The organism is Pseudoxanthomonas sp. (assembly GCF_002863005.1).
Taxonomy (GTDB): domain Bacteria; phylum Pseudomonadota; class Gammaproteobacteria; order Xanthomonadales; family Xanthomonadaceae; genus Pseudoxanthomonas_A.
Map to the genome: position 1 here is coordinate 13,308 of NZ_PKDG01000038.1, position 25,851 is coordinate 39,158.

Here is a 25,851-nt window from a genome sequence, read left to right on the forward strand (position 1 = left end):
TCCTCGCGAGCGGAAATTTCTTGCAGAAGTAACCCCTGCGTGCACACGTGGTTGAGCAAACCTTCTTCTGACCGGCGCCGCGCGGCCCGATCAAGCACGCGGGCGGGGCGGATTAGCGGGCGCACGCCGCCAGCACGGGACCTACATGACGCTGCTGGTACCTCGTGGCGGGATCTGTCCGCGACGCTTTGTTCCCTGTGCCCGTATACGGTACATCGCCTCTTGCCGCCGAGCCGCCGACCGAAGGAAGGAGTTCTCCTTGCATCACGTCAATCGCACCCTGCTGCCCCTGGCTGTTGGCCTGGGTCTTTGTGTTCACGCTGGTCCGGCTGCAGCGCAAGCAGGCGCCGTGCTCGACCGGGTCTACCTGAGCAGCGCAATCCCACTGGAAAGCACTGAATTCGGCGCTCGCTGGGATTACCCAGGCCTGTCAAGCGGAACCCAGGTCGATTACTACGACGACTTGGGTTTGCCGCATTTCGACGAGTCCCAGTGGAAAGCAGGTGTGACCTTGGCCGACTCGCACCGGCTCCAGGCCACGCGCTGGAAGATCGGGAACGCCTATCGAGGCAGGACAACTCGGCCAATCACCATCGATGGCAACGGATTCTCGAGTGGCACGGCAATCTCCAATTCGCTGGACGCCAAGATAGAGACGCTTTCCTATACGTGGTTCCTGGCCAAGGATGCCAGGCAGGCATGGGGTATCGGGTTCGGTACTTCCCGAGTTCGGATCGAAAACAACCTGAGTGCCATCGTCGAGGGATTTCCGGGTGAGTTCGAAATCGACAGTAGCGCCAGCGAGCGTGTCACCCTGCCGCATGTCAGGGCTGAGTACGCCAGACGGATAGGCGATTGGCGAGTCGGGGCGGATGCCTCGCTCGGCCGCAGGAGTGGAGACCGGCTGGCGGCTCGGAGTCAAGAAGCCAGCGTAAGCCTCGAGTACCTTCCTGTGTCCGTGATGGCGATAGGAGTTCGCTATTCGATCCATCGCACCGAACTGGAGCGAAACAACCCTGCGGCGTCCGGCATGCCGGCCCCCGCGTCAACGTTCAGCGGCAACTTCCGCATCCGCAGTGCGACACCTCACCTCTACATCACGCTGCGCTATTGAAGGGAGGCAGCCCGTGTGGCGGAAAGCGACGCCCGCTATCCAGGCAGCGGCGGGAAAGAATCTTGCCCTTGAGACGTAGAACCGGGGTGACACGGGAGAACGGGTTGCCAAGGAGTTGCACTCGCCCGGCGCACCCGCGGACACAACAAAAAACCCGCCTCGCGGCGGGTTTCTTTCAACGCGTTGATTCCGCTCGGGAATCTGGTGGCTATGGGTGGACTCGAACCACCGACCCCAGCATTATGAGTGCTGTGCTCTAACCGGCTGAGCTACATAGCCGCGTGAACCGCGTATTCTTCATTTCGACCCCCCGCCTGTCAAGCCGCCGGCACGTGCTTGTCGCCTGCGGCGGGGCATGGCAGAGTCGGTGACAGTAGATTTCAGGAGTCCGCATCGTGATCGATCCGGACGGCTACCGACCCAATGTCGGCATCGTGTTGATGCGGCCGGATGGCCGGGTGTTCTGGGCACGACGCGTGCGCCGGGATGGCTGGCAGTTTCCGCAAGGCGGCATGAACACGGACGAGACGCCGGTCGAGGCCATGTATCGTGAGTTGCGCGAAGAAACCGGCCTGTTGCCCGAACATGTTGAAGTTCTGGGTGTCACGCCCGGCTGGCTGCGCTATCGACTGCCTCCCCGCGCCATCCGGCGCAACGAACGCCAGGTCTGTATCGGGCAGAAGCAGGTGTGGTTCCTGTTGAGGCTGGTGGGCGACGAGGCGCATCTTCGCCTCGACCTGACCGAAAGCCCGGAGTTCGACCACTGGCGCTGGGTGGACTTCTGGTACCCGCTCGAGCATGTGGTCATCTTCAAGCGCCGGGTCTATGCCAGCGCGCTGGAGCACTTGGCCACCTTCGCCCGGACCGTCGCCGGTCCGCAGGCGATCCCTCCCCAGTTGCCCATGCCCCGGTCGCAGGACGCGCCCCGGCGGCGGGGACGCGACCGACCGCTGCGTAAACGTGGCGGTGTGGGCGAACCCCTCAAGAATTGACAATCATTCTCATTCGGGGTGGAATAGCCCCGGGCCGTTCCGTGCCCGCCGCATCGCCACCGCCACCGTGTACGTCTGCATCTGCAACGGCGTGACCGACCGCCAGATCCGCGAAGCCGCCAGCGCCGGGTGCACCACCATGGCCGAACTCACGATGCGGACCGGTGCCGGCGCCAACTGCGGCAGCTGCCTGGACATGGCGATGGACGTGCTGCAGGCCGCCCAGCCCGCACCTCGCGAGAGCGTGTTCCCGATCATCGGCCTGTCGCACGCCGCCTGACGATCCCGTGGCTGCGTCGCAGCGCGGTCGCATCACCGAATGATCACGATTCGCGTTCCGTCACCCGCGGCGCGCACGGGCTAACCTTCGCCGTCCTTCCGCCCACGGAGCATGGCCATGAAAGGCGATACCAAGGTCATCGAGTACCTCAACAAGGCGCTCTACAACGAGCTGACCGCGATCAACCAGTACTTCCTGCACGCCAAGATGCTGAAGAACTGGGGCTTCAGGGAACTCGCCGAGCACGAGTACAAGGAATCCATCGACGAGATGAAGCATGCCGACAAACTGTCGGAGCGAATCCTGTTCCTCGATGGCCTGCCGAACTTCCAGGCGCTGGGCAAGCTGCGCATCGGCGAGACGCCGCGTGAAATCCTCGAATGCGACCTGGCGCTGGAACACGAAGCGCTGCCGCTATTGCGCGAGGCGATCGCCCATTGCGAATCCGTCGCCGACTACGTCAGCCGGCAGCTGTTCGTCGCCATCCTCGATTCCGAAGAAGAGCACATCGACTGGCTGGAAACGCAGTTGTCGGTCATCGACCGCATCGGCGAGCCGAACTATCTGTTGACCAAGCTCGAAGGCGACGACTGAGGCGTGGTCGCGACAGGCGGCTGCTGCAGCAGCCGCCGGCCGAGCTGCTGCGCCGCATAGCCTTGCAGGGCCATGCGCGCGCGCGCGTACTCGGCGATCACCAGGGCCACGGCCACGGCCGGACGTTCCAGCTTCCGCGCACGGGCGCCCAGTTCCACCCGCTTGGCCGCGGCCGACAGGGCCATCGCGCCGACGTTCGCGCTCGACGACTTCAACGTATGCGCGGCGTCGCGCATCGCATCGAGGTCGGGCACGGCCGCCGCCTTCTCCAGCGTGCCGATCAGGCGGGGCGCGTCTTCGAGGAAGATCGAAATGATGCGCGTGGTTTCGTCGCCGGCGATCTCGCGCAGTTCCTCCAGCATGGTCTGGTCCAGGACCGGGAAACTCGGCGCCGGCGCCCGGGCCGTCGACACGGCGGGGGCGGGGATCGCCGGTTCGGCGTTCGTCACCAGGGCGGCATTGCGGAGCACGAAGTTCATGCGGTCCGGCAGCCAGCGGTGCAGGCAGCCTTCCAGTTGTTCGCGCGACACCGGCTTGGCCAGGTAGTCGTCCATCCCGGCATCGAGGCAGCGTTGCCGGTCGCCGGCCATGGCATTGGCCGTCATCGCCACGATCGGCAGGCGACCGCCGTCGGCGCGCTGCGCCTCCAGCTCGCGCCAGCGCCGCGTCGCGGCATAGCCGTCGAGCACCGGCATCTGGCAGTCCATCAGGATCAGGTCGAAGTGCTCCACCTGCATGCGCTTCAACGCGATGTCGCCGTTGGCCGCCGTCTCGCACGAGAAGCCGAGCGCGGACAGCAGCTTCTGCGCCACCAGCAGGTTGACCGGGTTGTCCTCGACCAGCAGCAGGCGGGGTTCGGTCCGCATCGCGCTGACGACCGCGGACTCGGGTTGTGCGGTTGCCGGCTCTTCCGCGGGCGCGGCGGAGAGGCGCGCGACGCCTTCTGCTTCAGTGGGAGCGGGGGGCACATCCGCCGGCGGCGCCGCGATGTCGGCCAGCTCCGGGAACATCCCGTCCAGCGCTTCGTTCGCCGGCTCCTGTTCGGGTGCCGCGCCGGTCAGGGCGGCGCGCAGGTCGGCGTCGGGCGATTGCCGTGACAGCAGCGTGCTGCGGGGATGCAGTTCGACGGGCACGGTCTCGTCGCCGTACAGCCACACCAGCCGCAGCGCGTCGGGCGAAGGGCGTCGCGTGATGGTCCGGTGCAGCGCCAGCGCCGTGCTGCGGATGCCGCCGACGTCGGCCAGCACCGCCAGATAATCCTGCTGCCCCTGTTCGCCGACCAGGCGCAGGCGATCCAGGGCTTCCTGCGTCGTTTCCACCGCCACCGGCTGCATGCCCCAGTTGGTCGCCAGCAGCGTGAGACGTTGGCGCAGGCGCGCGTCGGGCGACACGATCAGTACGCGGCCGTGGTCCAGCGCGCCGTTGTCGCGCTGGCGCAGGTCGCCGATGATCTTCATCAGCGGCACTTCGAACCAGAAGGTGGAGCCGCGCCCCACCTCCGACACCACGTCGATGCGGCCGCCCATCAGGTCGACGATGCGCCGGCAGATCGCCAGCCCCAGCCCGGTGCCGCCGTACAGGCGGGTAGTGGAGGCATCGGCCTGGCTGAAAGAGTGGAACAGGCGATGGCGCGCGTCCTCTTCGATGCCGATGCCGGTATCGCGTACTTCGAATCGCAGCAGGTGCTGAGCGGCGGTTTCGCCCAGCCGGCGCACCACCAGCGTGATCGTGCCGCGCTCGGTGAACTTGATGGCGTTGCCGATCAGGTTGGTCAGCACCTGGCGCAGGCGGACCGGATCGCCACGCACGGGCAGCCGAACGGCGGGGTCGAGTTGCAGGCTCAGGCGCAGGCCCTTGTTCTCCGCCGGCCGGAACATCAGCTGCAGCACGCCGTCGAGGAGTTCGCGCAGGTTGAAGCCGGTGATCTCCAGGTCCAGCTTGTTCGCTTCGAGCTTGGAGTAGTCGAGGATGTCGTCGACGATGCGCAGCAGCTGGTGCGACGACGCGGTCGCGGTGCTCAGCATCTCGCGCTGGTCGGCGGCCAGTGGCGCCCGCGACAGCATTTCCAGCATCGGCACGATGCCGTTGAGCGGCGTGCGGATCTCGTGGCTCATCGTGGCCAGGAACTCGCCCTTGGCCATCGCGGCGGACTCCGCGGCCTGCTTGGCGCGCACGAGTTCCTGCTCAAGGCGATCATGGCGCTGCAGGTCACGCTGCAGGCCGTCGCGTTCCGATTCGGCCATCGCCGCGCGCGCCTGCACGCCCGCGTGGCGATGCGCCTCGCTGCGTGCGTTCAGGGCGGAGGCCACGGCGGCGACCAGCGCAAGGGCGGCCATGCCTGCGGTCAGCGCCAGCCAGGGTCCCGGTACGCCGGACCAGTGCAGGCCGAGCGCCACGCCCGAGGCGGCGACACCCGCCACGGTCACCCATGGCATCACCGGCGTACGACCGGCCGTGGGCATCGTTACAGCACCGCGTTGTGGAAATCGAACCCGAGTTCGCTGCCGACCGCCTGCACCAGGTTGCCCTGGATGAAGTCGACGCCGCCCATCCACATGGCGGCCGCGGCCTGGGGGTCTTCGATCTGCTGGCCGATCACCTGCAATCCCTGGCGGTGGGCGTTGTCGATGATGCCGCGCAGCTGGTCGCGCAGCACCGGATCCGCATGCGCGCTGGCGTACTTGCTGGAAACGCGGACGAAGCCGAGCGGCAGCTGCGTGAGCAGGGCGTCGGCTTCCGCGCCGGGTTCGAACTGGCTGAGGCAGAACTGCACGCCGGCCGGCATCAGCTGCTGGCAGAACTGGCGCAGGGTGACGGTGTGGATCAGCGCATCGGCCAGGCGCAGGTCGATGACCAGCGACGTGCCTTCGATGCCGCGCGCGCGCAGCGCGTCGAGCAGCCACTGCGCATGCGATTCGCGCGCGAGCGAGCGCGGCGACTGCGAAACGAACAGGCGCAGCGAAGGACCGGCCGCTTGCCGTTCGGCCAGCACGTACAGCGCGTGTTCCAGCACCCAATGGTCGATCTGGGCGATGCCGCCGGCCAGTTCGGCGGCCGGGATCACCTGCGATGCCGGCAGCAGCGAGCCGTCGGGCTGGCGCATGCGCAGCAGCACCTGGTACTGCGCCTGGTCGCTGCCAGCGACGGCCACGATCGGCTGGTAGGCGAGTTCGAACTGGCCGTCCTCCAGCGAAATGCGGGGCGCGTCGTCGTCGACTTCGGCAGGCACGAATTCGGCCAGGCTGTCGGGCTTCAGGCGTGCCTGCAGGACCGCGCGTTCGATGGCCTCCAGCGCGCTGCCGGCGTCGGCGAAGCCGAGCGACAGTGCGGTGTACCCGACCGAGCCGCGGAGCTTGAGGACTTCGTTGGGACGCGTCTGGAAATCGTGGCCCGCCAGGCCGTCGCGCAGTTGCTGCGCGAGCGCGGCGAGCGTGGCCTCGTCGACGCTGTCGGCCAGCATCAGGAAACTGTTGTCGTTCAGGCGCGCCACCGGATGCGGCGACGCGGCGGAGGCCAGTTGCCGGCCGGCCTGGTTCATCAGGTGCTCGAACACCGCGTAGCCGTAGCGCTCGCGCAGGCTCAACGCACTGTTGACCTCGACGAAGAACAGGCCGCCGCGCGACTGGCGCTGCAGCGAGTCCGCCAGTTGCTGCAGCACGAAGCTGCGCGTCGGCAGGCCGGTGTCGGTATTCACCGACGGCCGCGGCGCCTGCAGTGCCTGGCTGCGCTGGCGCGCGCGCTGGATGCGGTTGGAGACCGCGGCGATCAGGTGCCGGGGCCGGATCGGCTTGTTGAGGAAATCGTCGGCGCCGCTTTCGAGCACCTCGAACTGGCGTTCCGGGTCGGGATCGCCGGTCAGGAACACGATCGGCAGGTGCAGGTACTCCGGCTGCTGCCGCAGCAGCATGGTCAGCGACATGCCGTCCTTGCCGGGCATGTGCAGGTCCATGAGCACCAGGTCCGGACGGAAGCGGCGCATGGTGTCCAGCAGGCCGTCGGACTGCATCTGCACTTCGGCCTGCATGCCGGCGCCGTGCAGCACGCTCTGGGCGAACAGGGCCTGGCCGCGATCGTCTTCGACGATCAGCACGCGATACGGGGATTCCGGATCGACCGGCTCCGGCGGCGGTGCGGGCGCGGTCGCATCCGTGGGCGCGGCAGGCGCAGCGGCCGGGGCGGCGACAGGCGGGGGCGGTGGCGTCTGGGTCATCTCGACGGGCTCTCCGGCTCCAGGGGCATCCGCCGCGTCCTCAGGGGCGGCATCGTCCACCCAGCGGCGCCAATGGTGCGCCGGTGGTGTTTCGGCCCGCAGGCGCGAGCGTGAAGGCTCGTCCTGCGGGCGGGATGTGGCATCGAGCGTGGACATCAGGCTTCCCCAAGCTGAGCCCCATTATGCGATGAAGTTCACGACCGAGGCGGAGTCATGATTACCGATGCACCGGCGCCTGTCACGGGCCGGAGGCCGGGGGCGAGGCATGTGCCGGGGGCGCGGCCTGCAGCAGACGCTTCACGCCACGCGCAAGCTTGCGCCAGACCCACCAGACGGCCGCCGCGATCAGCAGCGACGTCCCGACCACCAGCAACAACGCAATCCAGGGGTGCGCAAAGGCCAAGGTCAGTCCGCCGACCACGACCGCGTCCTCGGTGACCGACGCAGCCCAGTTGCTGACAGGCTCGGGCGACGTGTTCATGAGTGCGCGTGTGCCGCTCTTGAGCACATGGCTGGTCAGGGCGACCCCGGCGCCGGCCGCCAGCACGCCGCCGCTGAGCTGGCCGTCCGGCGACAGCGTGGCGGCCGCGAGGAAGGCGCCGGCAGGCACCCGGGCCAAGGTCTGCAGCAGGTCCCAACCGGAGTCCACGCCCGGGATCTTGTCGGCGAAGAACTCCGTCAGCGCCAGCGCACCGGAAGTGCCCAGCACCCACCACGATTCGGTCGCCTGCAGCGCCGGCGGCAGGTCCAGCCAGCCGAGCGCGCCAGCCAGGCCGACGCCGAACACCGTCAGGTAGACGCGGATCCCCGCCATCCATGCCAACAGGATCCCAATTACGAAAAGATGCGCTTCGGACATCCCGGCCACTCCCGTTAGACTCTTGGGCTCGCGCCACTGCGGCGAGTATAGGGGTCCCGTGTGGCTGCCGGCTGAGCGCCGCCCGCCGCTTGTCCGTCATGCCTGCGCCTGTTCCTTCCCGCTTTCGGATCGTGCCGCGCGACGCGGCCGTACGCCGCCGCGGCACCTCGCTGCTCTTCCTGGTGGCGTGGGTGGCCAGTCTTGGCGCGGTCTGGTGGGCAGCCAGCCACACCGCCGCGCCGCGGCTGGCGCAGGCCGATGCGGCGCGCACCCAGGCCGAGCGCGAACTCGAGGCGGTGAGCGCCGAACTGACCACCCTGCGCCAGCGCGAATCCACGCTGGCCCGCTCAGACCAGATCAGCCGCGCGGCCAATGCCGAAGTGCAGGAGGGTCTGGCCGAGCGCGACGAGGAAATCGCTGCGCTGCGCGCGGACATCGCGTTCTACGAGCGTCTGGTCGGATCGACGAGCCAGCGCAAGGGCCTGAGTGTCCACGTGGCCGAATTCGCGCCTGAAGCCGGCGGCACCTGGCGCTACCAGATCATGCTGACCCAGACGATGAACCGCGGCGCGATCAGCCAGGGCCAGATGCGCTTCATCGTCGAAGGGGTCCGCGCCGGCAAGCTGGCCACGGTGCAGTGGGACGAACTGCACCAGCAGCGCAGCGCCCCGGCGCAGGCGTATTCCTTCCGTTATTTCCAGCAGTTGGATGGCAACGTGATGCTGCCGCCGGACTTCACCCCGCAACGCGTCAAGGTGTCGTTGCATGGCGAGGACGCGGCGGTGGAGCAGGCCCTCGACTGGAAGACCGCCACAGCCGCAGGAGGCAAGTGAGATGTTCAAGCCCAAGCCCATCCGTCCCGACGTGGGCGCCATCGACACCCTGATCGGTCCGCAGGTCACCATCCGGGGCGACGTCGTGTTCAGTGGTGGCCTGTACGTGGAAGGCCACATCCAGGGCAAGGTGATCGCCGAAGCCGGCGGTCGTGCCGTGCTGACCCTTGCCGAACAGGGCAGCATCGAAGGCGAGGTGCAGGTGCCGGTGGTGGTGATCAACGGGCGCATGACCGGCGATGTCCATGCCCTCGAGCGCATCGAACTGGCCGCCAAGGCGCGCGTGCAGGGCAACCTGCACTACAAGGTGGTCGAGATGACTGCCGGTGCGCAACTCACGGGGCGGCTGGTGCATGCCGACGCGGTGCCCGCGGACACCGGCGCGCACGAAGCGGCACCGACCGACGCCTGGGCCACCGCCGACGCCTGACGGCGCCATTCAGAGCCCGCTGGGAACGGCCGCGCTATCCTGCGGCCATGAACGCCAGGCCCGTCCCGCCGAACGTACCTCCGCCCCGTTTCAAACGGGGGCCGTTCATCGCGCTCTCGGTGCTGGGCGGCGCACTCGTGTTGGGCGGCTGGGCGCTGTGGCACGCGCTGGCGGGCGACGCGGAGCCGGGTCCGACGCCCGCGCAACTGCGGGTCCAGCAACAGCGCATCGAGGTGCTCGAGCAGCAGGTCGCCACGTTGTCCCGCTCCGACCAGATCAGCCGCGACGCCAACCGCGACCTGCAGGCCACCCTGTCCGAGCGCGACGAGGAAATCGCCGGCCTTCGCGCCGATGTCGCGTTCTACGAACGGTTCGTCGGTGCCACCGCGCAACGTCGCGGCCTGTCGGTGCACGAGCTCATCCTGCAGCCGCAGGACGAACAGGCCTGGCATTTCACCGCCACGCTTACGCAGAACCTCAACCGCGGCGCCGTGAATGCGGGCCGCCTGCTGGTGTCCGTGGAGGGCACCGAGGCCGGCAAGCTGCGCCGCCTGGCCTGGGCCGACCTGCGCCAGCAGCCGAACGCGCCCGGCGTGCCGTACTCGTTCAAGTATTTCCAGCAGGTCGAGGGCGACCTGCTGCTGCCGCCCGGCTTCAAGCCCGTGCGCGTCATCGCCCGCGTCGTGCCGCAGAGCGGCGCGGCCGTGGAACAGTCGTTCCCGTGGGCGCAGGCGTCGGCGAAAGAGGGTGCCGGCCAGGGCGCCGCCACGCGCTGAGCTTGAACTGCCTTCCGCCAGCCCCCATCCTTGCCGCATGACCACCGTCGTTTCCCTGCCCACCGCGGCGGCCGCGCCCGATTACCAGTCGATCGACCGTCCGCTGAACTTCACGCCGGCGGCGGCCGCCAAGGTGCGCGAGCTGATCCAGGAAGAAGGCAGCGATTCGCTCGCCCTTCGCGTCTACATCCAGGGCGGTGGGTGCTCGGGATTCCAGTACGGGTTCGAGTTCGACGAGAATCGCGCGGAAGACGATGTCGCCGTCGATACCGATGGCGTGTCGCTGCTGGTGGATCCCCTCAGCCTGCAATACCTGATGGGGGCGGAAGTCGACTACAGCGAAAGCCTGCAGGGTGCGCAGTTCGTCATCCGCAACCCGAACGCCAAGACCACCTGCGGCTGCGGCAGCAGTTTCAGCATGTGACGCCCGGCCTGCCGCGTCCCGTGACAGGTCACGCTTCCCTTTCTGCGCCGCTTTCCGGGTTCGCCTTCGCGGGCGACACGCTGGACCGCGCCGACGCCTTGCGCGACGACGCCGACGCGCTGGCGCGCCTGTGGCCCGATGCGTGCGTGCTGGTGCTGGACGATGAAGGGCGCGCGATGGCGGATGCCGACGGTGCGCTGCTGGCCTGCGCAGGCGCGTCGTTGGGCGGGGGGCCAGGCGCCAGTCTCTTCCTCGGCGTGCGCGACGGCGTGGCGTGGTTCGCCGCACACGCCCGCCACCACGCCGTGGATGCGCCTGCATGGCGTGACCTGCGACGCGCGGCGGCGACCTGGCCTGCGTTCGAGTCCGGCGTCTTCGCGATGGCGCGCGCGCTGCTGCACTGGCAGTCCTCGACCCGTTTCTGCAGCGCCTGCGGCGGCGACATCACGTTCCGCCGGGCCGGGTACATCGCGCACTGCACGCAGTGCGGCAAGGACCACTATCCGCGCGTCGATCCGGCGGTGATCGTCGCGGTAAGCGACGGCGAGCGCCTGCTGCTCGGCCGGCAGGCATCGTGGCCACCGCGACGCTATTCGGTCGTCGCCGGCTTCGTGGAGCCGGGCGAGACGCTCGAGCAGACCGTCGCGCGGGAAGTACGCGAGGAAACCCAGGTGCGCGTGCGGTCGTGCCGCTACCTGGGTGCGCAGCCGTGGCCGTTCCCGGGCGCATTGATGCTGGGCTTCTGTGCGGACGCCGAACCGGACACGCCGCAGGTCGACGGCGAGCTCGAGGACGCGCGCTGGTTCTCGTTCGACGAGATCGATGCCGCGCTCGCGCGCGAGGGCAGCGACGATGGCGAAGGCCTGCTGTTGTCGCCGTCGATTTCGATCGCGCGCGCGCTGATCGAGCACTGGCACGCCGGCATGCGCGCGCGCCTCGCGCCCACGGCAGCCGAGACCGGGCATTAACAGCCCCCCACGCTAGAATCCCGGCCGGAGGAGCCTGCATGTCGATCACGCTCGTTGCCGTCGTGCTTGCGCTGGTGCTGGGCCATGTCGCGCCCACGCTGGTCGCCTCGCTCCGTCGTTACGCGTGGTACGACGCGTGGCTTCACTGGCTGGGCGAATCGGCGGGCGGCGCGTGGCAGGCACGCTATGGCATCGCACTGGCGCTGGTGCCGGTGCTGCTGGTGGTCGCGCTGCTGCAGGGGCTGCTCGATGGACCGGTCTACGGACTCGTGGGCCTGTTGTTCGATATCGCGGTCCTGGTCTATGCGTGGGGTCCGCGCGATCTCGATGTCGACGTCGAAGCGGTCATCGATGCGCACGACGCCCCGAGCCGTCGCGCCGCCATCGCGCGCCTCGGCTTGACGGGCGAGACGGCGGCGCTGGATGGTCCCGCGCTGGTGGAGGCCGTGTTCGCCAATGCATTGCGCCGCTGGTTCGGCGTGCTGTTCTGGTTCCTGCTGCTCGGCCCCGTGGGGGCGATGCTCTATCGGCTTGCGGTGCACAGTCGCGCTTCGGAGGTCCTGCCCGAGCAGAACCGGCGCGGGACGCAGGTGCTGACGACGGCACTCGAGTGGCCGGTCGCGCAATTGATGACGCTCGCGATGGCGCTGGTGGGCAACTTCGATACGGTGTTCACCGCCTGGCGTGAAGCGGGCGGCACGCGTTTCCGCCTGGACACGGGCTTCCTGCCGCACGCCGCCCGCGCAAGCGTGCGCGGTGAGCTGGCGGAGGAGGCCGAGGAATATGCGGAGGAGGGCATGGTGCAGGCCATGCGCGACCTGCCCGAACTGCGCGATGCGATGAGCTTGGTGTGGCGCATCCTGCTGCTGTGGCTGGCGACGCTGGCAGTGTTCGTGATCGGCGGCTGGGTCAGCTGAGCCAGCGTGTGCAGCGTCAGCCCGGCGCGAGCAGCGTGAAGGGAAACCACGGCAGGTTGCGCGCGATCCAGTACGCCGGCAACAGCACCAGCCAGAAGCGGGGCGCCAGCAGGACGCGCATCACCGGTTCGAGCGCACGCGGGCGCCAGCCCTGTCCGTGCGCGATCATCATCGGGATCGCCGGCAACAGCAGCACCGCGAGCGGATTCATCGCGAAGGCGCGCCCCAGGTCGCCGTGGACCAGTGCGTGCAGGGCGCGGGTCAGGCCGCATCCCACGCAGAAATAACCGGTCAGTGCACGGAACATGCAGCCCGGGAACGGGCTGTCCGCGGCATTGGGATCGAACGTCAGCAGCAGCCATACGCCAGCGGCGGCCACCAGGGCCGCCGCCGTCAATGCCGCGTAGTGCAGGGGTCGCAGCGCGATCACTGCATCTGTTGCATCTGCTGCATCATCTCCATGTACTGCTCCATGCCGCCGGTGGCGATCATGATGATGTTGAGCAGCAGGCCGATGATGGCGAACGCAGTGGCCACCCAGCACCAGGTCTTGGCGTTGGCGGACGCGCGGCGCGCGCCTTCTAGGTCGCCCTGGTTGAGCTTGCCGTTCACCTGCGACGAGAACACGATCGCGACGATGCCGATCAGGCCGAGCGGGCAGCACAGGCAGGTGGCCAGTACGGTGGACACGATGGCCCATGCGAGATGGTTGGGTACGCTGTCCGGCGTGGACGACGAGGGCATGGGAGGTACGGCGCTCATGCAGGCTTTCCTTATGCAGGGATGGAGGGTCGTGCGAGTCGGCCTACATGCCGCTCATGCCGCCCAATAGTGCCAGACCGCCGAACAAAAAGAACCAGAGCGCCATCAGGATCGGGCCGATCAGCGCCGATGCGATCGCCCAGTTCAACGCCTTCCGTGACGCGTCCTGTGCGCCGGCCAGATCGCCCGCCGCCCGCTTTCCATCCACCTGCGCGGCGAACACGATGGAGACGATGCCCAGCGGCAGGCAACAGAACAGCGTGGTGAGGATGGCCCATACCAGATGGTTGGGAACATAGGGTCCGTGCGTGGAGGGCGGCAGGCTGCTCATGCGGTTCTCGCGGAAAGACGGAGGGCAGGGCGGGGCCGCCGCCGTGCGCGGTGACGCGTGATGGAAGAAGCCCCTGCCGTCAGCCTAGCCGGTAACCCGGCGCTGCGGAAGCATCACGCGGCATCGCCCCGCAACGCGCGCACCTTCGCCTCCAGCGCGTCCGCATCCACGGTCGCGCCGTCCATCGGCTCGCCGGCCATGACCTCGACGTGCGCGCGGAATCGCCGTGGTACGCGCATGCGGCCGAGCCGCGAGTCGCGCCGGCTCCACATGCTGGCCCACATGCCCTTCAGCGCCATCGGCACGACGGGGACCGGGCGCCGCTCGAGGATCTTCTCGACGCCCGACTTGAACGCGGCTATATCGCCGTCCTTCGTCAACGCGCCTTCCGGGAAGATGCCCACGATCTCGCCCTCGGCCAGCGCCTCGTCGATCTCCTCGAACGCGCGCTGCATGAGTTCGGGATTCTCCCGGGCCCCGGCGATCGGGATGGCCTTGGCGGTGCGGAAGATCCAGCTCATCACCGGGATGTTGAAGATCTTGTAGTACATGACGAAGCGCACCGGGCGCGGGATCGTGGCCGCCAGGATCAGCGCGTCCATGTAGCTGACATGGTTGCAGACGATCAGTGCCGGGCCTTCGTCGGGGACGTTCTTCTCGATGCCGTGGAGGCGCAGCCGGTACAGCGCGCGCACCAGCACCCAGCTGAGGAAACGCATCAGGAACTCGGGCACGATCGTGAAGATCCAGATGGCGACCGCGGCGTTGGCGATGGCCAGCGCGAGGAACATCTGCGGACTGGTCCAGTCCAGCCCTCGCTGGAGGGCGAGACCCGTCAAGGCCGCCAGCACGATGAAGCCGGAGTTCTGGATGTTCAGCGCCGCGAACACGCGCGCCATCTCAGAGGCGCGCGTGCGGCTCTGGATCAGCGCGAACAGCGGCACCACGAAGATGCCGGTGAACAGGCCGATACCCACCAGATCAATGATGATGCGCACGCTGCCGGGCTGGCGCACGAACTGCGCCAGGTCCAGTCCTCCGACCGGCGCCAGGCCGGGGCGCGCGAAATACAGGTCCAGCAGGAAGGCCGTCATGCCGGCCGCGCCGACGGGCACCAGGCCGATCTCGACGGTGCGGCCGGACAGTTTCTCGCACAGCAGCGAGCCGATGCCGGTGCCGACGGAGAACAGTGCCAGTGCCGCCACGTAAAGCGTGGCGGAATCGCCCGGCGCACCGAGATGCAGTTCGGCATACGTGGGCAGCTGCGAGGTCAGCAGCGTGCCGAAGAACCAGAACCACGACACGCCCAGGATGGCGTTGCGCACGGCCAGTTGCTGTTTGGCCATGCGCAGCACGACCAGCGACTCGGGGATCGGATTCCAGTTGATCTTCAGGTCCGGCGCGCCGGCATCCATGCGCGGGATCAGCCGCGACAACGCGTTGCCCAGCAACGCGAGCAGCACGATGGCGACGGCGGCCGCCTGCGGGCCGTGGGCGCCGGCCACCTGGAAGATCATGCCGCCGGCGATCATGCCGCACAGGATCGAGATCGACGTGCCCATCTCGACCAGGCCGTTGCCGCCTGTCAGCTCCTCCGGCTTGAGGATCGACGGCAGCACGGAATACTTCACCGGTCCGAACAACGTGGACTGCACGCCGGTACAGAACAGGGCGACCAGCAGCACCGGCATGTTCTGCAGCAGGAAGCCCACCGCGGCCAGCGACATGATCACGATCTCCATCGTCGTGGTGATCACGATCAGGCGGTGCTTCTCCAGTTTCTCCGCGATCTGGCCGGCGATTGCCGAGAACAGGAAATACGGCAGGATGAAGATGGCCGGCGCGATGATGGCGTAGAGCGCGCGTTCGTCGGTGCTGGCGCCCAGGAAGATCAGCAGGCCGATGATCGCCTGCCGGTACACGTTGTCGTTGAAGGCGCCGAGCGCCTGGACGGTGAAGTACGGCAGGAACCGCCGTTGCGTCAGCAGCGAAAACTGGCTGTGGCTGGACATGCGCCCTCCATGGGTTGCGCGCAGCCTAGCAAATCGCGATGGCGATGCGCGCCGCTGCGCCCGACAGTGTTCCGTCGATGGCATTGAAGGGCAGAGGGGGCAGGGGGATAGTGGCCGCCCCACGTCGTCCGGTATCGCCCCGTCCATGAGTCGCCTGTTCTCGCCCCTCGCGCTGGGGCCGCTGTCGCTTTCCAACCGCATCGTCATTGCGCCGATGTGCCAGTACTCCTCGGAGGAAGGCCGCGCCACCGCATGGCACGCCTTCCATTGGCCCAACCTCGCGCAGTCCGGTGCCGCCCTGGCGATCATCGAGGCCACCGCCGTTGAAGCGCGCGGCCGCATCAGCTGGGCGGACCTCGGCCTGTGGGACGACACCACCGAAGCCGCGTTCGCCAACGCGCTGGCGGCGACGCGCCGCTACTCCAGCATGCCGATCGGCGTGCAACTGGCGCACGCCGGCCGCAAGGCGTCCACGCATCGTCCCTGGGACCACCACGGCGCGCAGATCGCGCCGGACGCACCGCACGGCTGGCAGACAGTGTCGGCTTCGCCGGTCGCCTACGCCGAGGGCCAGCATGCGCCGGACGCGCTGGATCAGGCCGGCATCGATGCCGTCGTCGCCGCGTTCGCCGACAGTGCGCGTCGCGCCGTGCGACTCGGGCTGCAACTGATCGAGATCCACGCCGCGCACGGCTATCTGCTGCACCAGTTCCTGTCGCCGTTGAGCAACCAGCGCGATGACGCCTACGGCGGCACGCTGGAAAATCGCATGCGCCTCGCGCTGCAGGTGTTCGACGCCGTCAAGGCTGCCGTGCCGGCGTCGGTGGCGGTCGGTATCCGCATCTCGGCCACCGACTGGGTCGACGGCGGGTGGGATCTCGCGCAGAGCCTCGTGCTGGCGAAGGCGCTGGATGCGCGCGGCTGCCATTTCATCCATGTATCGAGCGGCGGCCTGCATCCGGCGCAGCGGATCGCGCTGGGGCCGGGCTACCAGGTGCCCTTCGCCGAGGCGATCAAGCGCGAGGTGGCGATGCCGGTCATCGCCGTCGGCCTGATCACCGAACCGCAGCAGGCCGAAGACCTCCTGGTGCAGGACCGGGCCGACGCGATCGCCATCGCGCGCGGCATCCTCTACGACCCGCGCTGGCCGTGGCATGCCGCCGCAGCGCTGGGAGCGAAGGTCGCCGTCGCGCCGCAATACCTGCGCAGTGCGCCGCGCGAGCACGCGGCGAGTTTCGTGCAGGCGGAGTAGACGGTCAGTCGTCCGCGCGTTCGCGCGCGATCGCGCGCCAGCCGATGTCGGTGCGGTGGAATTCGTTCGTCCATCGCACCTTGTCCACGCCTGCGTACGCATGTCTTTGCGCATCGGACACCGAATCGCCCAGCGCTGCGACGCACAGCACGCGCCCGCCGGCGCTGACCACGCGACCTTCGGCATCCAGCGCGGTACCGGCATGGAAGACCTTGGCCGTGGCCGGCACCTCGTCCAGCCCGAGGATCACGTCGCCGGTCACCGGCGTCTCCGGATACGGTGAGGCGGCCATCACCACGCCGAGCGACGGGCGTGGATCCCACTGCGCCTCGGCGGCGTCCAGGCGGCCGTCGATGGCCGCTTCGACCAGCTCCACCAGGTCGGACTTCAGGCGCAGCATCACCGGCTGCGTTTCCGGGTCGCCGAAGCGCACGTTGAATTCGATGACCTTGGGCGCGCCGGCCGCATCGATCATGAGTCCCGCATACAGGAACCCGGTGAACGGCACGCCGTCGGCGAGCATGCCCTGCACGGTGGGATTCACCACCTCGCGCATCACGCGCGCATGCACGTCCGCCGTGACCACCGGCGCCGGCGAATAGGCGCCCATGCCCCCCGTGTTGGGGCCGGTATCACCGTCGCCCACGCGCTTGTGGTCCTGGCTCGTCGCCATCGGCAGGGCGGTGTTGCCATCCACCATCGAAATGAAGCTGGCTTCTTCGCCGTCCAGGAATTCCTCGATCACCACGCGCGCGCCGGCGTCGCCGAAGGCATTGCCCGACAGCATGTCGCGCACCGCGTCTTCGGCTTCCTGCAAGGTCATCGCCACGATGACGCCCTTGCCCGCTGCCAGGCCGTCGGCCTTGACCACGATCGGGGCGCCTTTCTCCCGGAGGTACGCCAGTGCGGCGTCCACGTCGGTATGCACCGCGTAGAACGCGGTCGGGATGCCGTGGCGTGCGAGGAAGTCCTTGGCGAACGCCTTGCTGCCTTCCAACTGCGCCGCTGCCGCCGTGGGGCCGAAGATGCGCAGCCCGGCCAGACGGAAGCGGTCCACCACGCCGGCCACCAGCGGCACTTCGGGGCCGACCACGGTCAGGCCCACGCCTTCGGCCCGCACCAGCGCAAGCAGGCCTTCGATGTCATTGGCCTTGACGGCGGCGTTGCGGCACTTGGCCTCGGTCGCGGTGCCGGCGTTGCCGGGCGCCACGATCACCTCGTCCACGCGCGGCGACTGCGCCAGCTTCCACGCCAGCGCGTGCTCACGACCGCCGGAACCGATCACCAGGACTTTCAAGGGGCTTTCCTCAGGGCTGGGCCGGCGCGTCGGCCGGCGGGCTCGCGCAGGCGCGCGCGGGGAGGGCGACTTCGAAGAACAGGACATCTTCGCGGTCCACGAAGCGGCGTACGAGCACCGCTTCGGTATCGAGCAGCGGCATGATCTCGGGACGTCCGCACAGGTCGCGCAGCGCGGCCTGCTCACTGTCCTTCAGTGCGTCGAAGCCGGGGGCGCCGCGCGTCTTCGCGGCGCTGCCGGCCGGACTGCGCACCAGCAGGACCAGGCGGTCGCCGTCGACGGACACCGATTCGGTGACCAGGTCCTCGAAGTAGGGCGCCGGCAAGGTAGCGGCGATCCGCGTCCTCGCTTCCTGCACGGGCTGCCGCGTGTCCGAGCACCCGGCCAGGGCACACGCCGCGATCATCGACGCCAGCACGGTGGATACGTTGCGAGTCATGTCCTGCGCTGCTCCTCGAATGCCCGACGACGCGGCGAAGAATCTCAGTGGCGGAAGTGGCGGACGCCGGTGAACACCATCGCGATGCCGTGCTCGTCCGCCGCGGCGATCACCTCGCTGTCGCGCATCGAGCCACCCGGCTGGATCACCGCCTTGATGCCGGCGGCGGCGGCGGCGTCGATGCCGTCGCGGAACGGGAAGAAGGCATCGCTGGCCATCACCGAACCCTCGACCACCAGGTTCGCATCGGCCGCCTTGATGCCGGCGATGCGCGCCGAATACACGCGGCTCATCTGGCCGGCGCCGACACCGATGGTGCGATGGTCCTTCGCATAGACGATGGCGTTGGACTTCACGAACTTGGCGACCTTCCAGGCGAACAGCAGGTCGGCGAACTGCGCGTCGGTCGGCGCGAGTTTCGTCACCACCTTCAATTCGTCGCGTGTCACCACGCGGTCGTCGGCCGTCTGCAGCAGCAGGCCGGAACCGATGCGCTTGGTGTCGATGAAGCCGGGCGAGGCAGCCGCCATCGGGATGCGCAGCACGCGCACGTTGGCCTTCTTCGTCGCGTAGTCGAGGGCGGCGGGCTCGTAGTCCGGCGCGATCAGGACTTCGACGAACTGGCGGTCCAGGATGACCTTCGCCGTGGCCGCATCCAGCGTGCGGTTGAACGCGATGATGCCGCCGAACGCGCTGGTGGGGTCGGTGGCGTACGCGAGCTCGTATGCATCCCCGCAGGCCACGCCCACGGCAACGCCGCACGGGTTGGCGTGCTTGACGATCACGCACGCCGGCGCGTCGAACTGGCGCACGCATTCCCATGCCGCATCGCTGTCGGCGATGTTGTTGTAGCTGAGCTCCTTGCCCTGCAACTGCTCGAACGTGGCCAGCGAGCCGGGCGCGGGATACAGGTCGCGATAGAACGCGGCCTGCTGGTGCGGATTCTCGCCGTAGCGCAGGTCCATGACCTTGACGAAGCTGCCGTTCGCCTGCGCGGAGAAGGCGCTGCGCACCGGTACCGCGCCGGAGGTGTCGGTGATCGCGGACAGGTAGTTGCTGATCGCCGCGTCGTACTGCGCCACACGGTTGAACGCCGCCACCGACAGCGCGAAACGGGTGTCCGCCGACAGCGCACCATCGTTGGCGTCGAGTTCGGCCACCAGGCCGGCGTACTGCGACGGATCGGTCGCGACGGCGACGCGCGCGAAGTTCTTCGCGGCCGAGCGCAGCATGGCCGGGCCGCCGATGTCGATGTTCTCCACCGCCTCCGCCAGCGTGCAGTCGGCCTTCGCGGTGACCGATTCGAACGGATACAGGTTCAGCACCAGCAGGTCGATCGCGCCGATGCCGTGTTCGGCCATCACCGCGTCGTCGGTGCCGGCACGTCCCAGCAGTCCGCCGTGCACCTTGGGGTGCAGCGTCTTGACCCGGCCATCCATCATTTCCGGGAAGCCGGTGACGTCGGCGACATCGCGCACGGCCAGGCCCGCGTCACGCAGTGTCCTGGCGGTGCCGCCGGTGGACAAGAGTTCGACATCGCGCGCCGCCAGCGCGCGCGCCAGCTCGAGCAGGCCGGTCTTGTCGGAAACGGACAACAGCGCCCGACGCACGGGCTGGAGATCAGGAGTCATGGAGGACGACGGTGCGGAGCGGGGCGCGAATTATAACGCGCTGCAGCACGGCGTCCGGTGCCTCAGGCCAGCCCGTAATCCTTGAGCTTCTTGCGCAGCGTTGCGCGATGGATGCCGAGCATGGCGGCCGCGCGGCTCTGGTTGCCGTCGCAATGGTTCAGCACTTCCACGAACAGTGGGATTTCCATCTCGCGCAGCACGATCTCGTACACATCGTCGGCTTCGCAGCCGTCCAGGTCGCGCAGGTAGCGGCGCACGGACTGCGCGACATGCTCGCGCAACGGCGGGCGCGACGCGGTGCGAGGCGTGTCCTGGCGTGTGGAGGCAGCGTTCAAACGGATCCCCTGGGCGCTACGGAAGCAGGTGCCGCCTTGTGCTTGTGGGTATTCGGCGGGGGGACGAGTCTAGCGCCTGATCGCGGCGCATGCATCCGCTTTTTTCATGAACCCGCGCGTTTAACGGAAGTCGAAGGAAAACGCGACGACGCTGGCGCTGGGCTCGCGTATGCGCACGGCGACCTGCGCACTCTGGCCGGGGCCGATGGCGGTGACTGCCTCGCCTTCGGCCAGGTATTCCTCTGGTCGCAGGGCGCGTGCGCCCAGCGTGCGCCCATCCGCATCCTTCAGCGTCAGCAGGATGATGGGCCAGCCCTGCGCCCAGCGCGCTTCATTGCGGAACGTGGCCTGCGCCAGCAAGGTGCCGGGCGTGTCCAGCAGCGGGCGGACGTCGCGACTGAGCATGGTGAACGCAGCGGGTTCGCGCCAGATCGGTACATCACAGCGGGCGATGCCGCACAGCGCGACGACGATGGGCCGCCAGCCGGCCTGCATCGCGAGCCTCGCGCGGTCCGCGACGATGACCTGCATGCACAGCAGCGCCGACAGCGCGGCGACGATGGCCCACTGCAGGCGCGCGCGCTTCGCATGCACCGGCGTGGTGCGTGTCCGATGAAGGAAGCGGGGCCCTGTCGCCTTGCGCGCGACGGGTACGTCGAGCGTGCTGGCGGTTGCGGTTGCGGTTGCGGTTGCGGTTGCGGGCGCGTGGGAACCAGCGGAGGCAGGATCGCGCGGCGTGATCGCGTCTTCGTCGATCGCAGGCGGGAGTGGCGGCGTCTCCTCGCCGATCATCTGGGCAGGCGCGTCCATCGACGGCGCGGACGTCGCAGGCGACGCTTCCTGCTCACCCATCGCCGCGTCGGATGCGTCCGGCCCCGATGCAGTCGATACGGGATCCGGCGCGGCGTGCAGCAGGGTCACGAAGCTGGGGGCCGGCGTGGCGACATCATCCTTCGTGACCAGCGCCTTGCCGCAGCGCGGACAGTCCGCCGGCGTCGCGCCGGAGCGCGGATCGCGGGCGACAAGGAACTGGCAGTGCGGGCAGGCCGTGAACATGGCGGCTATTCAACCATGCTCGTCCGCGGGCGTGTTGTGACCGGCTGCGTCAGCGGCGGATGCCGTCGATGCGCATCCAGTCGCCTTCCTGCGTGGCGGACAGTGCATCGAACCAGGGGGCATAGCGGGCCAGCAGTTCGTCTTCCTGCCCCTTGAGGATGCCGGACAGCGCGATGCGGCCCCCCGCCGCCACGCGCGCGGCGAGCACGTCGGCGAGGGCGTCGAGCGCCGACGCGAGGATGTTCGCCACCACGACCGGATAGGTGGCGGCCGGTTCGTCATCCGGCAGGTAGACGTGGAAATGCGCATCGACACCGTTGCGTTGCGCATTGTCGGCGCTCGCCAGCAGGGCCTGAGGATCGTTGTCGACGCCGGTCGCGTGCGCGGCGCCGAGCTTCAGCGCGGCCAGTGCGAGGATGCCGGAGCCGCAACCGAAGTCGAGCACGCGCTGGTCCTGCAGCAGGCCCTCGCCCGCGAGCGTGTCCAGCCAGCGCAGGCACAGCGCCGTGGTCGGGTGCGTGCCGGAGCCGAACGCCAGCCCGGGATCGAGGCGCACGATCGCCGCATCGTCGCCCGCCTCCTCGGGCACCTCATGGTTCCACGGCACGATGAACGTGCGTGCGCCGAAGCGCATCGGCTTGAACTGGTCCAGCCATGCGCGTTCCCAGTCCTCGTCCTCGACCTTGCGGAAACCCGCCTGCGTCCAGTCGAGTCCCGGATCGAAGGCTTCCAGTGCGGCCAGCAACGTCAGTGCATCGGCGTCCGCATCGAACAGCGCGGTCAGCACCAGTGATTTCCACAGCGGCGTCTCGCCGACGCCGGGTTCCAGGATGGCGCGCTCGTTGCCGGTATCGGCGTCGGCATCCAGCAGGGTCACCGACAGGGCGCCCACGTCGTCGAGCGCATTCTCGTAGCGAGGCTGCTCGGCTTCGGTGCAGCGCAGTGAGAGTTCCAGGTAGGGCATGTCGGCCGGGCGGGGGAATGGACAGGCTGGGATTGTCTCACGCGCCCGCGGCTGCCCCGCGCCTGCGCGTGATCGCGGTCAAGGACGCGCGTGCGCCACGTTGTAAGGGGTGGCGGGCACCGGGATAATGCGCGCGTGCCCCGGAAGCTGCTGCTGCCGACGATGCTGGTGGGCCTGCTGGGTGTGCTGGCGTGGATGCCGCTGCGCCAGGCGGGTTGGCTGCCGCATGCCGGAGGATCGGGAGAGGCCCCGGCCATTGCGCACGACGGGGATCCGTCCGCACTTGCGACACCGGACGCGATGCTGCGCCCCATGTCGGCGCGGACCGTGCCGGTCTTGTCGCCGTTGCGGCGCGCGTTCGAGGACAGCACCGACCTGTTCGCCTATTCGCGCGAACTCATGGTGCTCGCCGCGGCTGGAGATGCGGATGCCATGTGGCTGTTGAGCCTGGTGCAGGATCACTGCGCGGGCTACGCGGCCGATCCCGCAGGCTATGTGCAGGACACGCGCGTGATCGCCGGCCTGGGATTGTCGAATGGTGCTGCGATGCTGTCCGCCCGCCAGCGCGTGCAGCAACGCTGCGCACGCTTCATGCCGGCGGACGGTTTCTCGTCGGCGACGGTCTTCACGCGTCGCCTGCAGGCGGCGCAGGCCGGCAGCCTGGCGGCGGAAGCCGCGCTGCTGGCGATGGAGCAGCCCTTGCGGGAAGGCGACGACTACCAGCGCGACCTGGTGCAGCGCGTACTCGATTCGGGCGATCCGTTCGCCTACCTGGCCATCGCGCCGGCGATGGGCACGATCGGCAGCGGCCGTCGCGACACGCTGGGCGAGGTGTCGGGCAGCGAACTGACCGAGATCGCCTGGCGCGTGGCGGCCTGCCGGCTCGGCATGGACTGCAGCCCCGGCGGCACGATGATGACCAACTACTGCGTCAACGGCGGCATCTGTTCGCAGGACGAATCGCAGGATTTCACCACCTTCGCGCGCGATGCCGGTGTGCCGCGCCAAGGTCGGGACAACGTGGACGAGATGGTGGGCACGTTGCTGTCCCACCCGGGAGTGGAAGGATGAAATACAAGCGCACGCGGCCGGGAGCCAATCTCCTGGTCTGGGGTTTGGTGGTGGTGGCGTATGCCGCCGCGGCGGCGACGATCGTGATCGAAACACGCGACCCCGCGTTCCGCGATCTGTCGCGGGTTGGCCACATGACCATCCATGCGCCGGACGAGGCGCGCCGCCTCGGCGCCGCGCAGGTCGCCGCGCTGTACCGCGCGCGCAGCGGCACGCCGTTCTCGACGTTGGCGCCGGGCAGCACGATCAGGGTGGTCTGGCCCAACGGGTCGTCGGAGGTGGTGCGGATCACCGATCCGTCCTCGCCGCTCGGTGCCGTACCGGTGCCCGGCACGCAGCAGGCACCCGAGCGGTAATACACCGCGTCGCCTCGCCCGAACGTGGAAACGGCAAGGGCCGGGATGTCGCCATCCCGGCCCTTCGTGCGTCTGGCGCGGCGAATCCTCAGACCAGCGAGATCGCCTTGTTCTTGCGTTCGGCCAGGCGCTTTTCCAGATAGTGGATGTTCTGTCCACCGGCCTGGAAGCCCTGGTCGCGCATGATGCGTTGCTGCAGCGGGATGTTGGTCTTGATGCCGTCGATGACCATCTCGCTGAGCGCGACGCGCATGCGCGCGATCGCGGTGTCGCGGTCCGGGCCGTGGACGATCAGCTTGGCGATCATCGAATCGTAGTTCGGCGGGACGCGGTAGCCTTCGTAGATGTGCGTGTCCACGCGCACGCCGGGGCCGCCCGGCGGATGGAAATGCTGGATCAGGCCCGGGTGCGGCATGAACGTGTCCGGGTCTTCCGCGTTGATGCGGCATTCGATGGCATGGCCGCGCAGCACGATGTCGGACTGCTTGATGCTCAGCTTGTGGCCGGCCGCGATGCGCAGCTGTTCGCAGACCAGGTCGATGCCGGTGATGCGCTCGGTCACCGGATGCTCCACCTGGATGCGGGTGTTCATCTCGATGAAGTAGAAGCGGCCGTCCTCGAACAGGAATTCGAACGTGCCTGCGCCGCGGTAGCCGATGCGGATGCACGCTTCCACGCAGACCTTGCCGATCTCGTTGCGCAGTTCCTCGGTGATGCCGGGCGCCGGCGCTTCCTCGACCACCTTCTGGTGGCGGCGCTGCATCGAGCAGTCGCGTTCGCCCAGGTGGATGGCGTTGCCCTGGCCATCGGCGAGCACCTGGATCTCCACGTGGCGCGGATTCTCCAGGAACTTCTCCATGTAGACCTCGCCGTTGCCGAACGCCGCCTTGGCTTCCGACTTGGTGGTCTCGATGGCGGCCTTCAGCGCGCCCTCGACATGCACCACGCGCATGCCGCGGCCGCCGCCGCCGCCCGCGGCCTTGATGATCACCGGATAGCCGATCTCGCGCGCGATCCGGGTATTGGCGACGATGTCGTCGCCCAGCGGACCACCGCTGCCGGGCACGCACGGCACGCCGGCTGCCTGCATGGCGCGGATCGCTTCCACCTTGTCGCCCATCATGCGGATCGTGTCCGCCTTCGGGCCGATGAAGATGAAGCCGGACTGCTCCACGCGCTCGGCGAAGTCGGCGTTCTCCGACAGGAAGCCGTAGCCCGGATGGATGGCCTGCGCGTCGGTCACCTCGGCCGCGGCGATGATGGCCGGGATGTTGAGATAGCTGTCCTTCGAGGCGGCCGGGCCGATGCAGACGGACTCGTCGGCCATGGCCACGTGCTTGAGGTTGCGGTCGACGGTGGAGTGCACCGCGACCGTGCGGATGCCGAGGGTGTGGCAGGCGCGCAGGATGCGCAGCGCGATCTCACCCCGGTTGGCGATAACGACCTTGTCCAGCATGGTGCCGACCTCAGCCGATCACGAACAGGGGCTGGTCGAATTCGATCGGCTGGCCGCTGTCGGCCAGGATCGACAGCACGGTGCCGGACACGTCGGCTTCGATGGGGTTGAACATCTTCATCGCCTCGATGATCGCCAGCGTCTCACCGGCCTTTACCGACTGGCCGACGCTGACGAAGGCAGGCTTGTCCGGCGACGGGGAGGCATAGAAGGTGCCGACCATGGGCGCGCGCACCACGTGGCCGTCGGGCAGCGCGTTGCCGGGCTTGGCGGTGCCGCCGGTGGAGGCTTCGGTCGGCGAGCTCATCGGCATCGGTGCCGCGGGGCGCGGTTCGGCGTAGGCCACGGGCGCCGGTGCGGCGGGCGCGGCATAGCCGCCCTTGGGCGTCCGCGCCAGGCGCACTGATTCTTCCCCTTCCTTGATCTCGATTTCGGCCAGGTTCGACTCTTCCAGCAGGTCGATGAGTTTCTTGATTTTGCGGAGATCCATGG

The 25,851-nt window shown here is 68.5% G+C and carries 26 protein-coding genes, 1 tRNA gene and 2 pseudogenes; 13 read left to right on the plus strand and 16 right to left on the minus strand.

Annotated features, from left to right (window positions below; translation table 11 throughout):
* Positions 1–259: 259 nt before the first annotated feature.
* The gene (locus tag CYU89_RS13985; RefSeq protein WP_296281906.1) at positions 260–1,114 is read left to right on the plus strand and encodes a hypothetical protein; all 855 of its coding nucleotides are present in this window, start codon (positions 260–262) and stop codon (positions 1,112–1,114) included.
* Positions 1,115–1,316: 202 nt separating this feature from the next.
* On the opposite strand, the gene CYU89_RS13990 is transcribed toward CYU89_RS13985, so the two are convergent.
* Positions 1,317–1,393, minus strand: a tRNA-Met gene (locus CYU89_RS13990).
* A gap of 116 nt (positions 1,394–1,509) precedes the next feature.
* Between CYU89_RS13990 and CYU89_RS13995 the strand changes: the two are divergent.
* From CYU89_RS13995 to bfr, 3 genes and pseudogenes are all read left to right on the plus strand, one after another.
* A pseudogene (locus CYU89_RS13995) lies at positions 1,510–1,989 on the plus strand (RNA pyrophosphohydrolase); the annotation flags it as partial.
* A gap of 184 nt (positions 1,990–2,173) precedes the next feature.
* Positions 2,174–2,386: a bacterioferritin-associated ferredoxin gene (locus tag CYU89_RS14000; protein ID WP_296281909.1), complete on the plus strand. Its 213-nt coding sequence runs from the start codon at positions 2,174–2,176 to the stop codon at positions 2,384–2,386.
* A 117-nt stretch (positions 2,387–2,503) separates the two neighbouring features.
* Positions 2,504–2,980 (plus strand): bacterioferritin, encoded by a 477-nt coding sequence (gene bfr / locus CYU89_RS14005; protein ID WP_296281911.1) that lies wholly within the window; start codon positions 2,504–2,506, stop codon positions 2,978–2,980.
* Here bfr and CYU89_RS14010 read toward each other — a convergent pair.
* The 3 genes from CYU89_RS14010 to CYU89_RS14020 form a co-directional block, all read right to left on the minus strand.
* A complete protein-coding gene (locus CYU89_RS14010) occupies positions 2,947–5,442 on the minus strand; it encodes an ATP-binding protein (protein WP_296281913.1) in 2,496 nt (831 codons plus the stop codon). The two genes, bfr and CYU89_RS14010, sit on opposite strands and share 34 nt — an antisense overlap.
* A gap of 2 nt (positions 5,443–5,444) precedes the next feature.
* Positions 5,445–7,346 (minus strand): EAL domain-containing protein, encoded by a 1,902-nt coding sequence (locus CYU89_RS14015; protein WP_296281915.1) that lies wholly within the window; start codon positions 7,344–7,346, stop codon positions 5,445–5,447.
* A gap of 82 nt (positions 7,347–7,428) precedes the next feature.
* Positions 7,429–8,049 carry a DUF4126 domain-containing protein gene (locus tag CYU89_RS14020; protein WP_296281918.1) on the minus strand — a complete coding sequence of 207 codons (621 nt, stop codon included), beginning with the start codon at positions 8,047–8,049 and terminating at the stop codon, positions 7,429–7,431.
* Positions 8,050–8,147: 98 nt separating this feature from the next.
* Here CYU89_RS14020 and CYU89_RS14025 point away from each other — a divergent pair, with 98 nt between their 5' ends.
* The 6 genes and pseudogenes from CYU89_RS14025 (at position 8,148) to CYU89_RS14050 (ending at position 12,397) form a co-directional block, all read left to right on the plus strand.
* Positions 8,148–8,882, plus strand: a complete 735-nt coding sequence (locus tag CYU89_RS14025; RefSeq protein ID WP_296281919.1) for a DUF6776 family protein — start codon at positions 8,148–8,150, stop codon at positions 8,880–8,882.
* A 1-nt stretch (position 8,883) separates the two neighbouring features.
* Positions 8,884–9,240, plus strand: a pseudogene (locus tag CYU89_RS14030) (polymer-forming cytoskeletal protein); the annotation flags it as partial.
* Positions 9,241–9,359: 119 nt separating this feature from the next.
* The gene (locus CYU89_RS14035; protein WP_296281921.1) at positions 9,360–10,088 is read left to right on the plus strand and encodes a DUF6776 family protein; all 729 of its coding nucleotides are present in this window, start codon (positions 9,360–9,362) and stop codon (positions 10,086–10,088) included.
* Between the two features lie 37 nt (positions 10,089–10,125).
* A complete protein-coding gene (gene erpA, locus CYU89_RS14040) occupies positions 10,126–10,512 on the plus strand; it encodes an iron-sulfur cluster insertion protein ErpA (RefSeq protein WP_213604616.1) in 387 nt (128 codons plus the stop codon).
* Between the two features lie 20 nt (positions 10,513–10,532).
* Positions 10,533–11,480 (plus strand): NAD(+) diphosphatase, encoded by a 948-nt coding sequence (nudC, locus tag CYU89_RS14045; protein ID WP_296281924.1) that lies wholly within the window; start codon positions 10,533–10,535, stop codon positions 11,478–11,480.
* Between the two features lie 38 nt (positions 11,481–11,518).
* A complete protein-coding gene (locus CYU89_RS14050) occupies positions 11,519–12,397 on the plus strand; it encodes a hypothetical protein (protein WP_296281926.1) in 879 nt (292 codons plus the stop codon).
* A gap of 16 nt (positions 12,398–12,413) precedes the next feature.
* Here the strand turns inward: CYU89_RS14050 and CYU89_RS14055 are convergent, their stop codons facing one another.
* The 4 genes from CYU89_RS14055 to CYU89_RS14070 all read right to left on the minus strand — a co-directional run bounded on the left by CYU89_RS14055 (position 12,414) and on the right by CYU89_RS14070 (position 15,502).
* Positions 12,414–12,824 (minus strand): DUF2752 domain-containing protein, encoded by a 411-nt coding sequence (locus tag CYU89_RS14055; RefSeq protein ID WP_296281983.1) that lies wholly within the window; start codon positions 12,822–12,824, stop codon positions 12,414–12,416.
* The gene (locus CYU89_RS14060; protein ID WP_296281928.1) at positions 12,824–13,159 is read right to left on the minus strand and encodes a CD225/dispanin family protein; all 336 of its coding nucleotides are present in this window, start codon (positions 13,157–13,159) and stop codon (positions 12,824–12,826) included. The genes CYU89_RS14055 and CYU89_RS14060 overlap by 1 nt, the downstream gene beginning before the upstream one ends.
* 43 nt (positions 13,160–13,202) lie before the next feature.
* Positions 13,203–13,490, minus strand: coding sequence for a CD225/dispanin family protein (locus CYU89_RS14065; RefSeq protein ID WP_296281929.1), 288 nt, complete (start codon positions 13,488–13,490; stop codon positions 13,203–13,205).
* 113 nt (positions 13,491–13,603) lie between these two features.
* Complete coding sequence (locus tag CYU89_RS14070) at positions 13,604–15,502, minus strand: MFS transporter (RefSeq protein WP_296281931.1); 1,899 nt, start codon at positions 15,500–15,502, stop codon at positions 13,604–13,606.
* Between the two features lie 145 nt (positions 15,503–15,647).
* Here CYU89_RS14070 and CYU89_RS14075 point away from each other — a divergent pair, with 145 nt between their 5' ends.
* Positions 15,648–16,754: an NADH:flavin oxidoreductase/NADH oxidase gene (locus tag CYU89_RS14075; RefSeq protein ID WP_296281932.1), complete on the plus strand. Its 1,107-nt coding sequence runs from the start codon at positions 15,648–15,650 to the stop codon at positions 16,752–16,754.
* Between the two features lie 4 nt (positions 16,755–16,758).
* Here CYU89_RS14075 and purD read toward each other — a convergent pair whose 3' ends face one another.
* The 6 genes from purD to prmA all read right to left on the minus strand — a co-directional run bounded on the left by purD (position 16,759) and on the right by prmA (position 22,476).
* Positions 16,759–18,051, minus strand: a complete 1,293-nt coding sequence (gene purD / locus CYU89_RS14080; RefSeq protein WP_296281934.1) for a phosphoribosylamine--glycine ligase — start codon at positions 18,049–18,051, stop codon at positions 16,759–16,761.
* A gap of 10 nt (positions 18,052–18,061) precedes the next feature.
* A complete protein-coding gene (locus CYU89_RS14085) occupies positions 18,062–18,490 on the minus strand; it encodes a hypothetical protein (protein WP_296281935.1) in 429 nt (142 codons plus the stop codon).
* Positions 18,491–18,534: 44 nt separating this feature from the next.
* Positions 18,535–20,121 carry a bifunctional phosphoribosylaminoimidazolecarboxamide formyltransferase/IMP cyclohydrolase gene (gene purH / locus CYU89_RS14090; RefSeq protein WP_296281937.1) on the minus strand — a complete coding sequence of 529 codons (1,587 nt, stop codon included), beginning with the start codon at positions 20,119–20,121 and terminating at the stop codon, positions 18,535–18,537.
* A 62-nt stretch (positions 20,122–20,183) separates the two neighbouring features.
* Entirely contained in the window at positions 20,184–20,456 is a 273-nt protein-coding gene (gene fis, locus CYU89_RS14095; RefSeq protein WP_296281938.1) for a DNA-binding transcriptional regulator Fis, read from the minus strand.
* A gap of 120 nt (positions 20,457–20,576) precedes the next feature.
* Positions 20,577–21,512, minus strand: a complete 936-nt coding sequence (locus CYU89_RS14100; RefSeq protein WP_296281940.1) for a DUF3426 domain-containing protein — start codon at positions 21,510–21,512, stop codon at positions 20,577–20,579.
* 49 nt (positions 21,513–21,561) lie between these two features.
* Positions 21,562–22,476: a 50S ribosomal protein L11 methyltransferase gene (gene prmA, locus CYU89_RS14105; RefSeq protein ID WP_296281942.1), complete on the minus strand. Its 915-nt coding sequence runs from the start codon at positions 22,474–22,476 to the stop codon at positions 21,562–21,564.
* 135 nt (positions 22,477–22,611) lie between these two features.
* On the opposite strand from prmA, the gene CYU89_RS14110 reads away from it, so the two are divergent.
* Positions 22,612–23,547, plus strand: a complete 936-nt coding sequence (locus CYU89_RS14110) for a hypothetical protein (protein WP_296281944.1) — start codon at positions 22,612–22,614, stop codon at positions 23,545–23,547.
* Entirely contained in the window at positions 23,544–23,903 is a 360-nt protein-coding gene (locus tag CYU89_RS14115; protein WP_296281945.1) for a hypothetical protein, read from the plus strand. The genes CYU89_RS14110 and CYU89_RS14115 overlap by 4 nt, the downstream gene beginning before the upstream one ends.
* Positions 23,904–23,991: 88 nt before the next feature.
* Here the strand turns inward: CYU89_RS14115 and accC are convergent, their stop codons facing one another.
* Entirely contained in the window at positions 23,992–25,359 is a 1,368-nt protein-coding gene (gene accC, locus CYU89_RS14120) for an acetyl-CoA carboxylase biotin carboxylase subunit (RefSeq protein ID WP_296281948.1), read from the minus strand.
* A gap of 10 nt (positions 25,360–25,369) precedes the next feature.
* Entirely contained in the window at positions 25,370–25,849 is a 480-nt protein-coding gene (gene accB, locus CYU89_RS14125; RefSeq protein WP_296281950.1) for an acetyl-CoA carboxylase biotin carboxyl carrier protein, read from the minus strand.
* Between the last annotated feature and the right edge of the window lie 2 nt (positions 25,850–25,851).

Bases quoted from the DNA above. Each gene is read 5' to 3' on its own strand.
- CYU89_RS14010 (WP_296281913.1), bottom strand. From the start codon at position 5,442: ATGCCCACGGCCGGTCGTACGCCGGTGATGCCATGGGTGACCGTGGCG.
- CYU89_RS14015 (WP_296281915.1), bottom strand. From the start codon at position 7,346: ATGTCCACGCTCGATGCCACATCCCGCCCGCAGGACGAGCCTTCACGC.
- bfr (WP_296281911.1), top strand. From the start codon at position 2,504: ATGAAAGGCGATACCAAGGTCATCGAGTACCTCAACAAGGCGCTCTAC.
- CYU89_RS14035 (WP_296281921.1), top strand. From the start codon at position 9,360: ATGAACGCCAGGCCCGTCCCGCCGAACGTACCTCCGCCCCGTTTCAAA.
- CYU89_RS14070 (WP_296281931.1), bottom strand. From the start codon at position 15,502: ATGTCCAGCCACAGCCAGTTTTCGCTGCTGACGCAACGGCGGTTCCTG.
- prmA (WP_296281942.1), bottom strand. From the start codon at position 22,476: ATGCCCTACCTGGAACTCTCACTGCGCTGCACCGAAGCCGAGCAGCCT.
- CYU89_RS14085 (WP_296281935.1), bottom strand. From the start codon at position 18,490: ATGACTCGCAACGTATCCACCGTGCTGGCGTCGATGATCGCGGCGTGT.
- CYU89_RS14025 (WP_296281919.1), top strand. From the start codon at position 8,148: ATGCCTGCGCCTGTTCCTTCCCGCTTTCGGATCGTGCCGCGCGACGCG.
- accC (WP_296281948.1), bottom strand. From the start codon at position 25,359: ATGCTGGACAAGGTCGTTATCGCCAACCGGGGTGAGATCGCGCTGCGC.
- CYU89_RS14115 (WP_296281945.1), top strand. From the start codon at position 23,544: ATGAAATACAAGCGCACGCGGCCGGGAGCCAATCTCCTGGTCTGGGGT.
- erpA (WP_213604616.1), top strand. From the start codon at position 10,126: ATGACCACCGTCGTTTCCCTGCCCACCGCGGCGGCCGCGCCCGATTAC.
- purH (WP_296281937.1), bottom strand. From the start codon at position 20,121: ATGACTCCTGATCTCCAGCCCGTGCGTCGGGCGCTGTTGTCCGTTTCC.
- CYU89_RS14075 (WP_296281932.1), top strand. From the start codon at position 15,648: ATGAGTCGCCTGTTCTCGCCCCTCGCGCTGGGGCCGCTGTCGCTTTCC.
- CYU89_RS14065 (WP_296281929.1), bottom strand. From the start codon at position 13,490: ATGAGCAGCCTGCCGCCCTCCACGCACGGACCCTATGTTCCCAACCAT.
- CYU89_RS14020 (WP_296281918.1), bottom strand. From the start codon at position 8,049: ATGTCCGAAGCGCATCTTTTCGTAATTGGGATCCTGTTGGCATGGATG.
- CYU89_RS14100 (WP_296281940.1), bottom strand. From the start codon at position 21,512: ATGTTCACGGCCTGCCCGCACTGCCAGTTCCTTGTCGCCCGCGATCCG.
- CYU89_RS14060 (WP_296281928.1), bottom strand. From the start codon at position 13,159: ATGAGCGCCGTACCTCCCATGCCCTCGTCGTCCACGCCGGACAGCGTA.
- CYU89_RS14050 (WP_296281926.1), top strand. From the start codon at position 11,519: ATGTCGATCACGCTCGTTGCCGTCGTGCTTGCGCTGGTGCTGGGCCAT.
- accB (WP_296281950.1), bottom strand. From the start codon at position 25,849: ATGGATCTCCGCAAAATCAAGAAACTCATCGACCTGCTGGAAGAGTCG.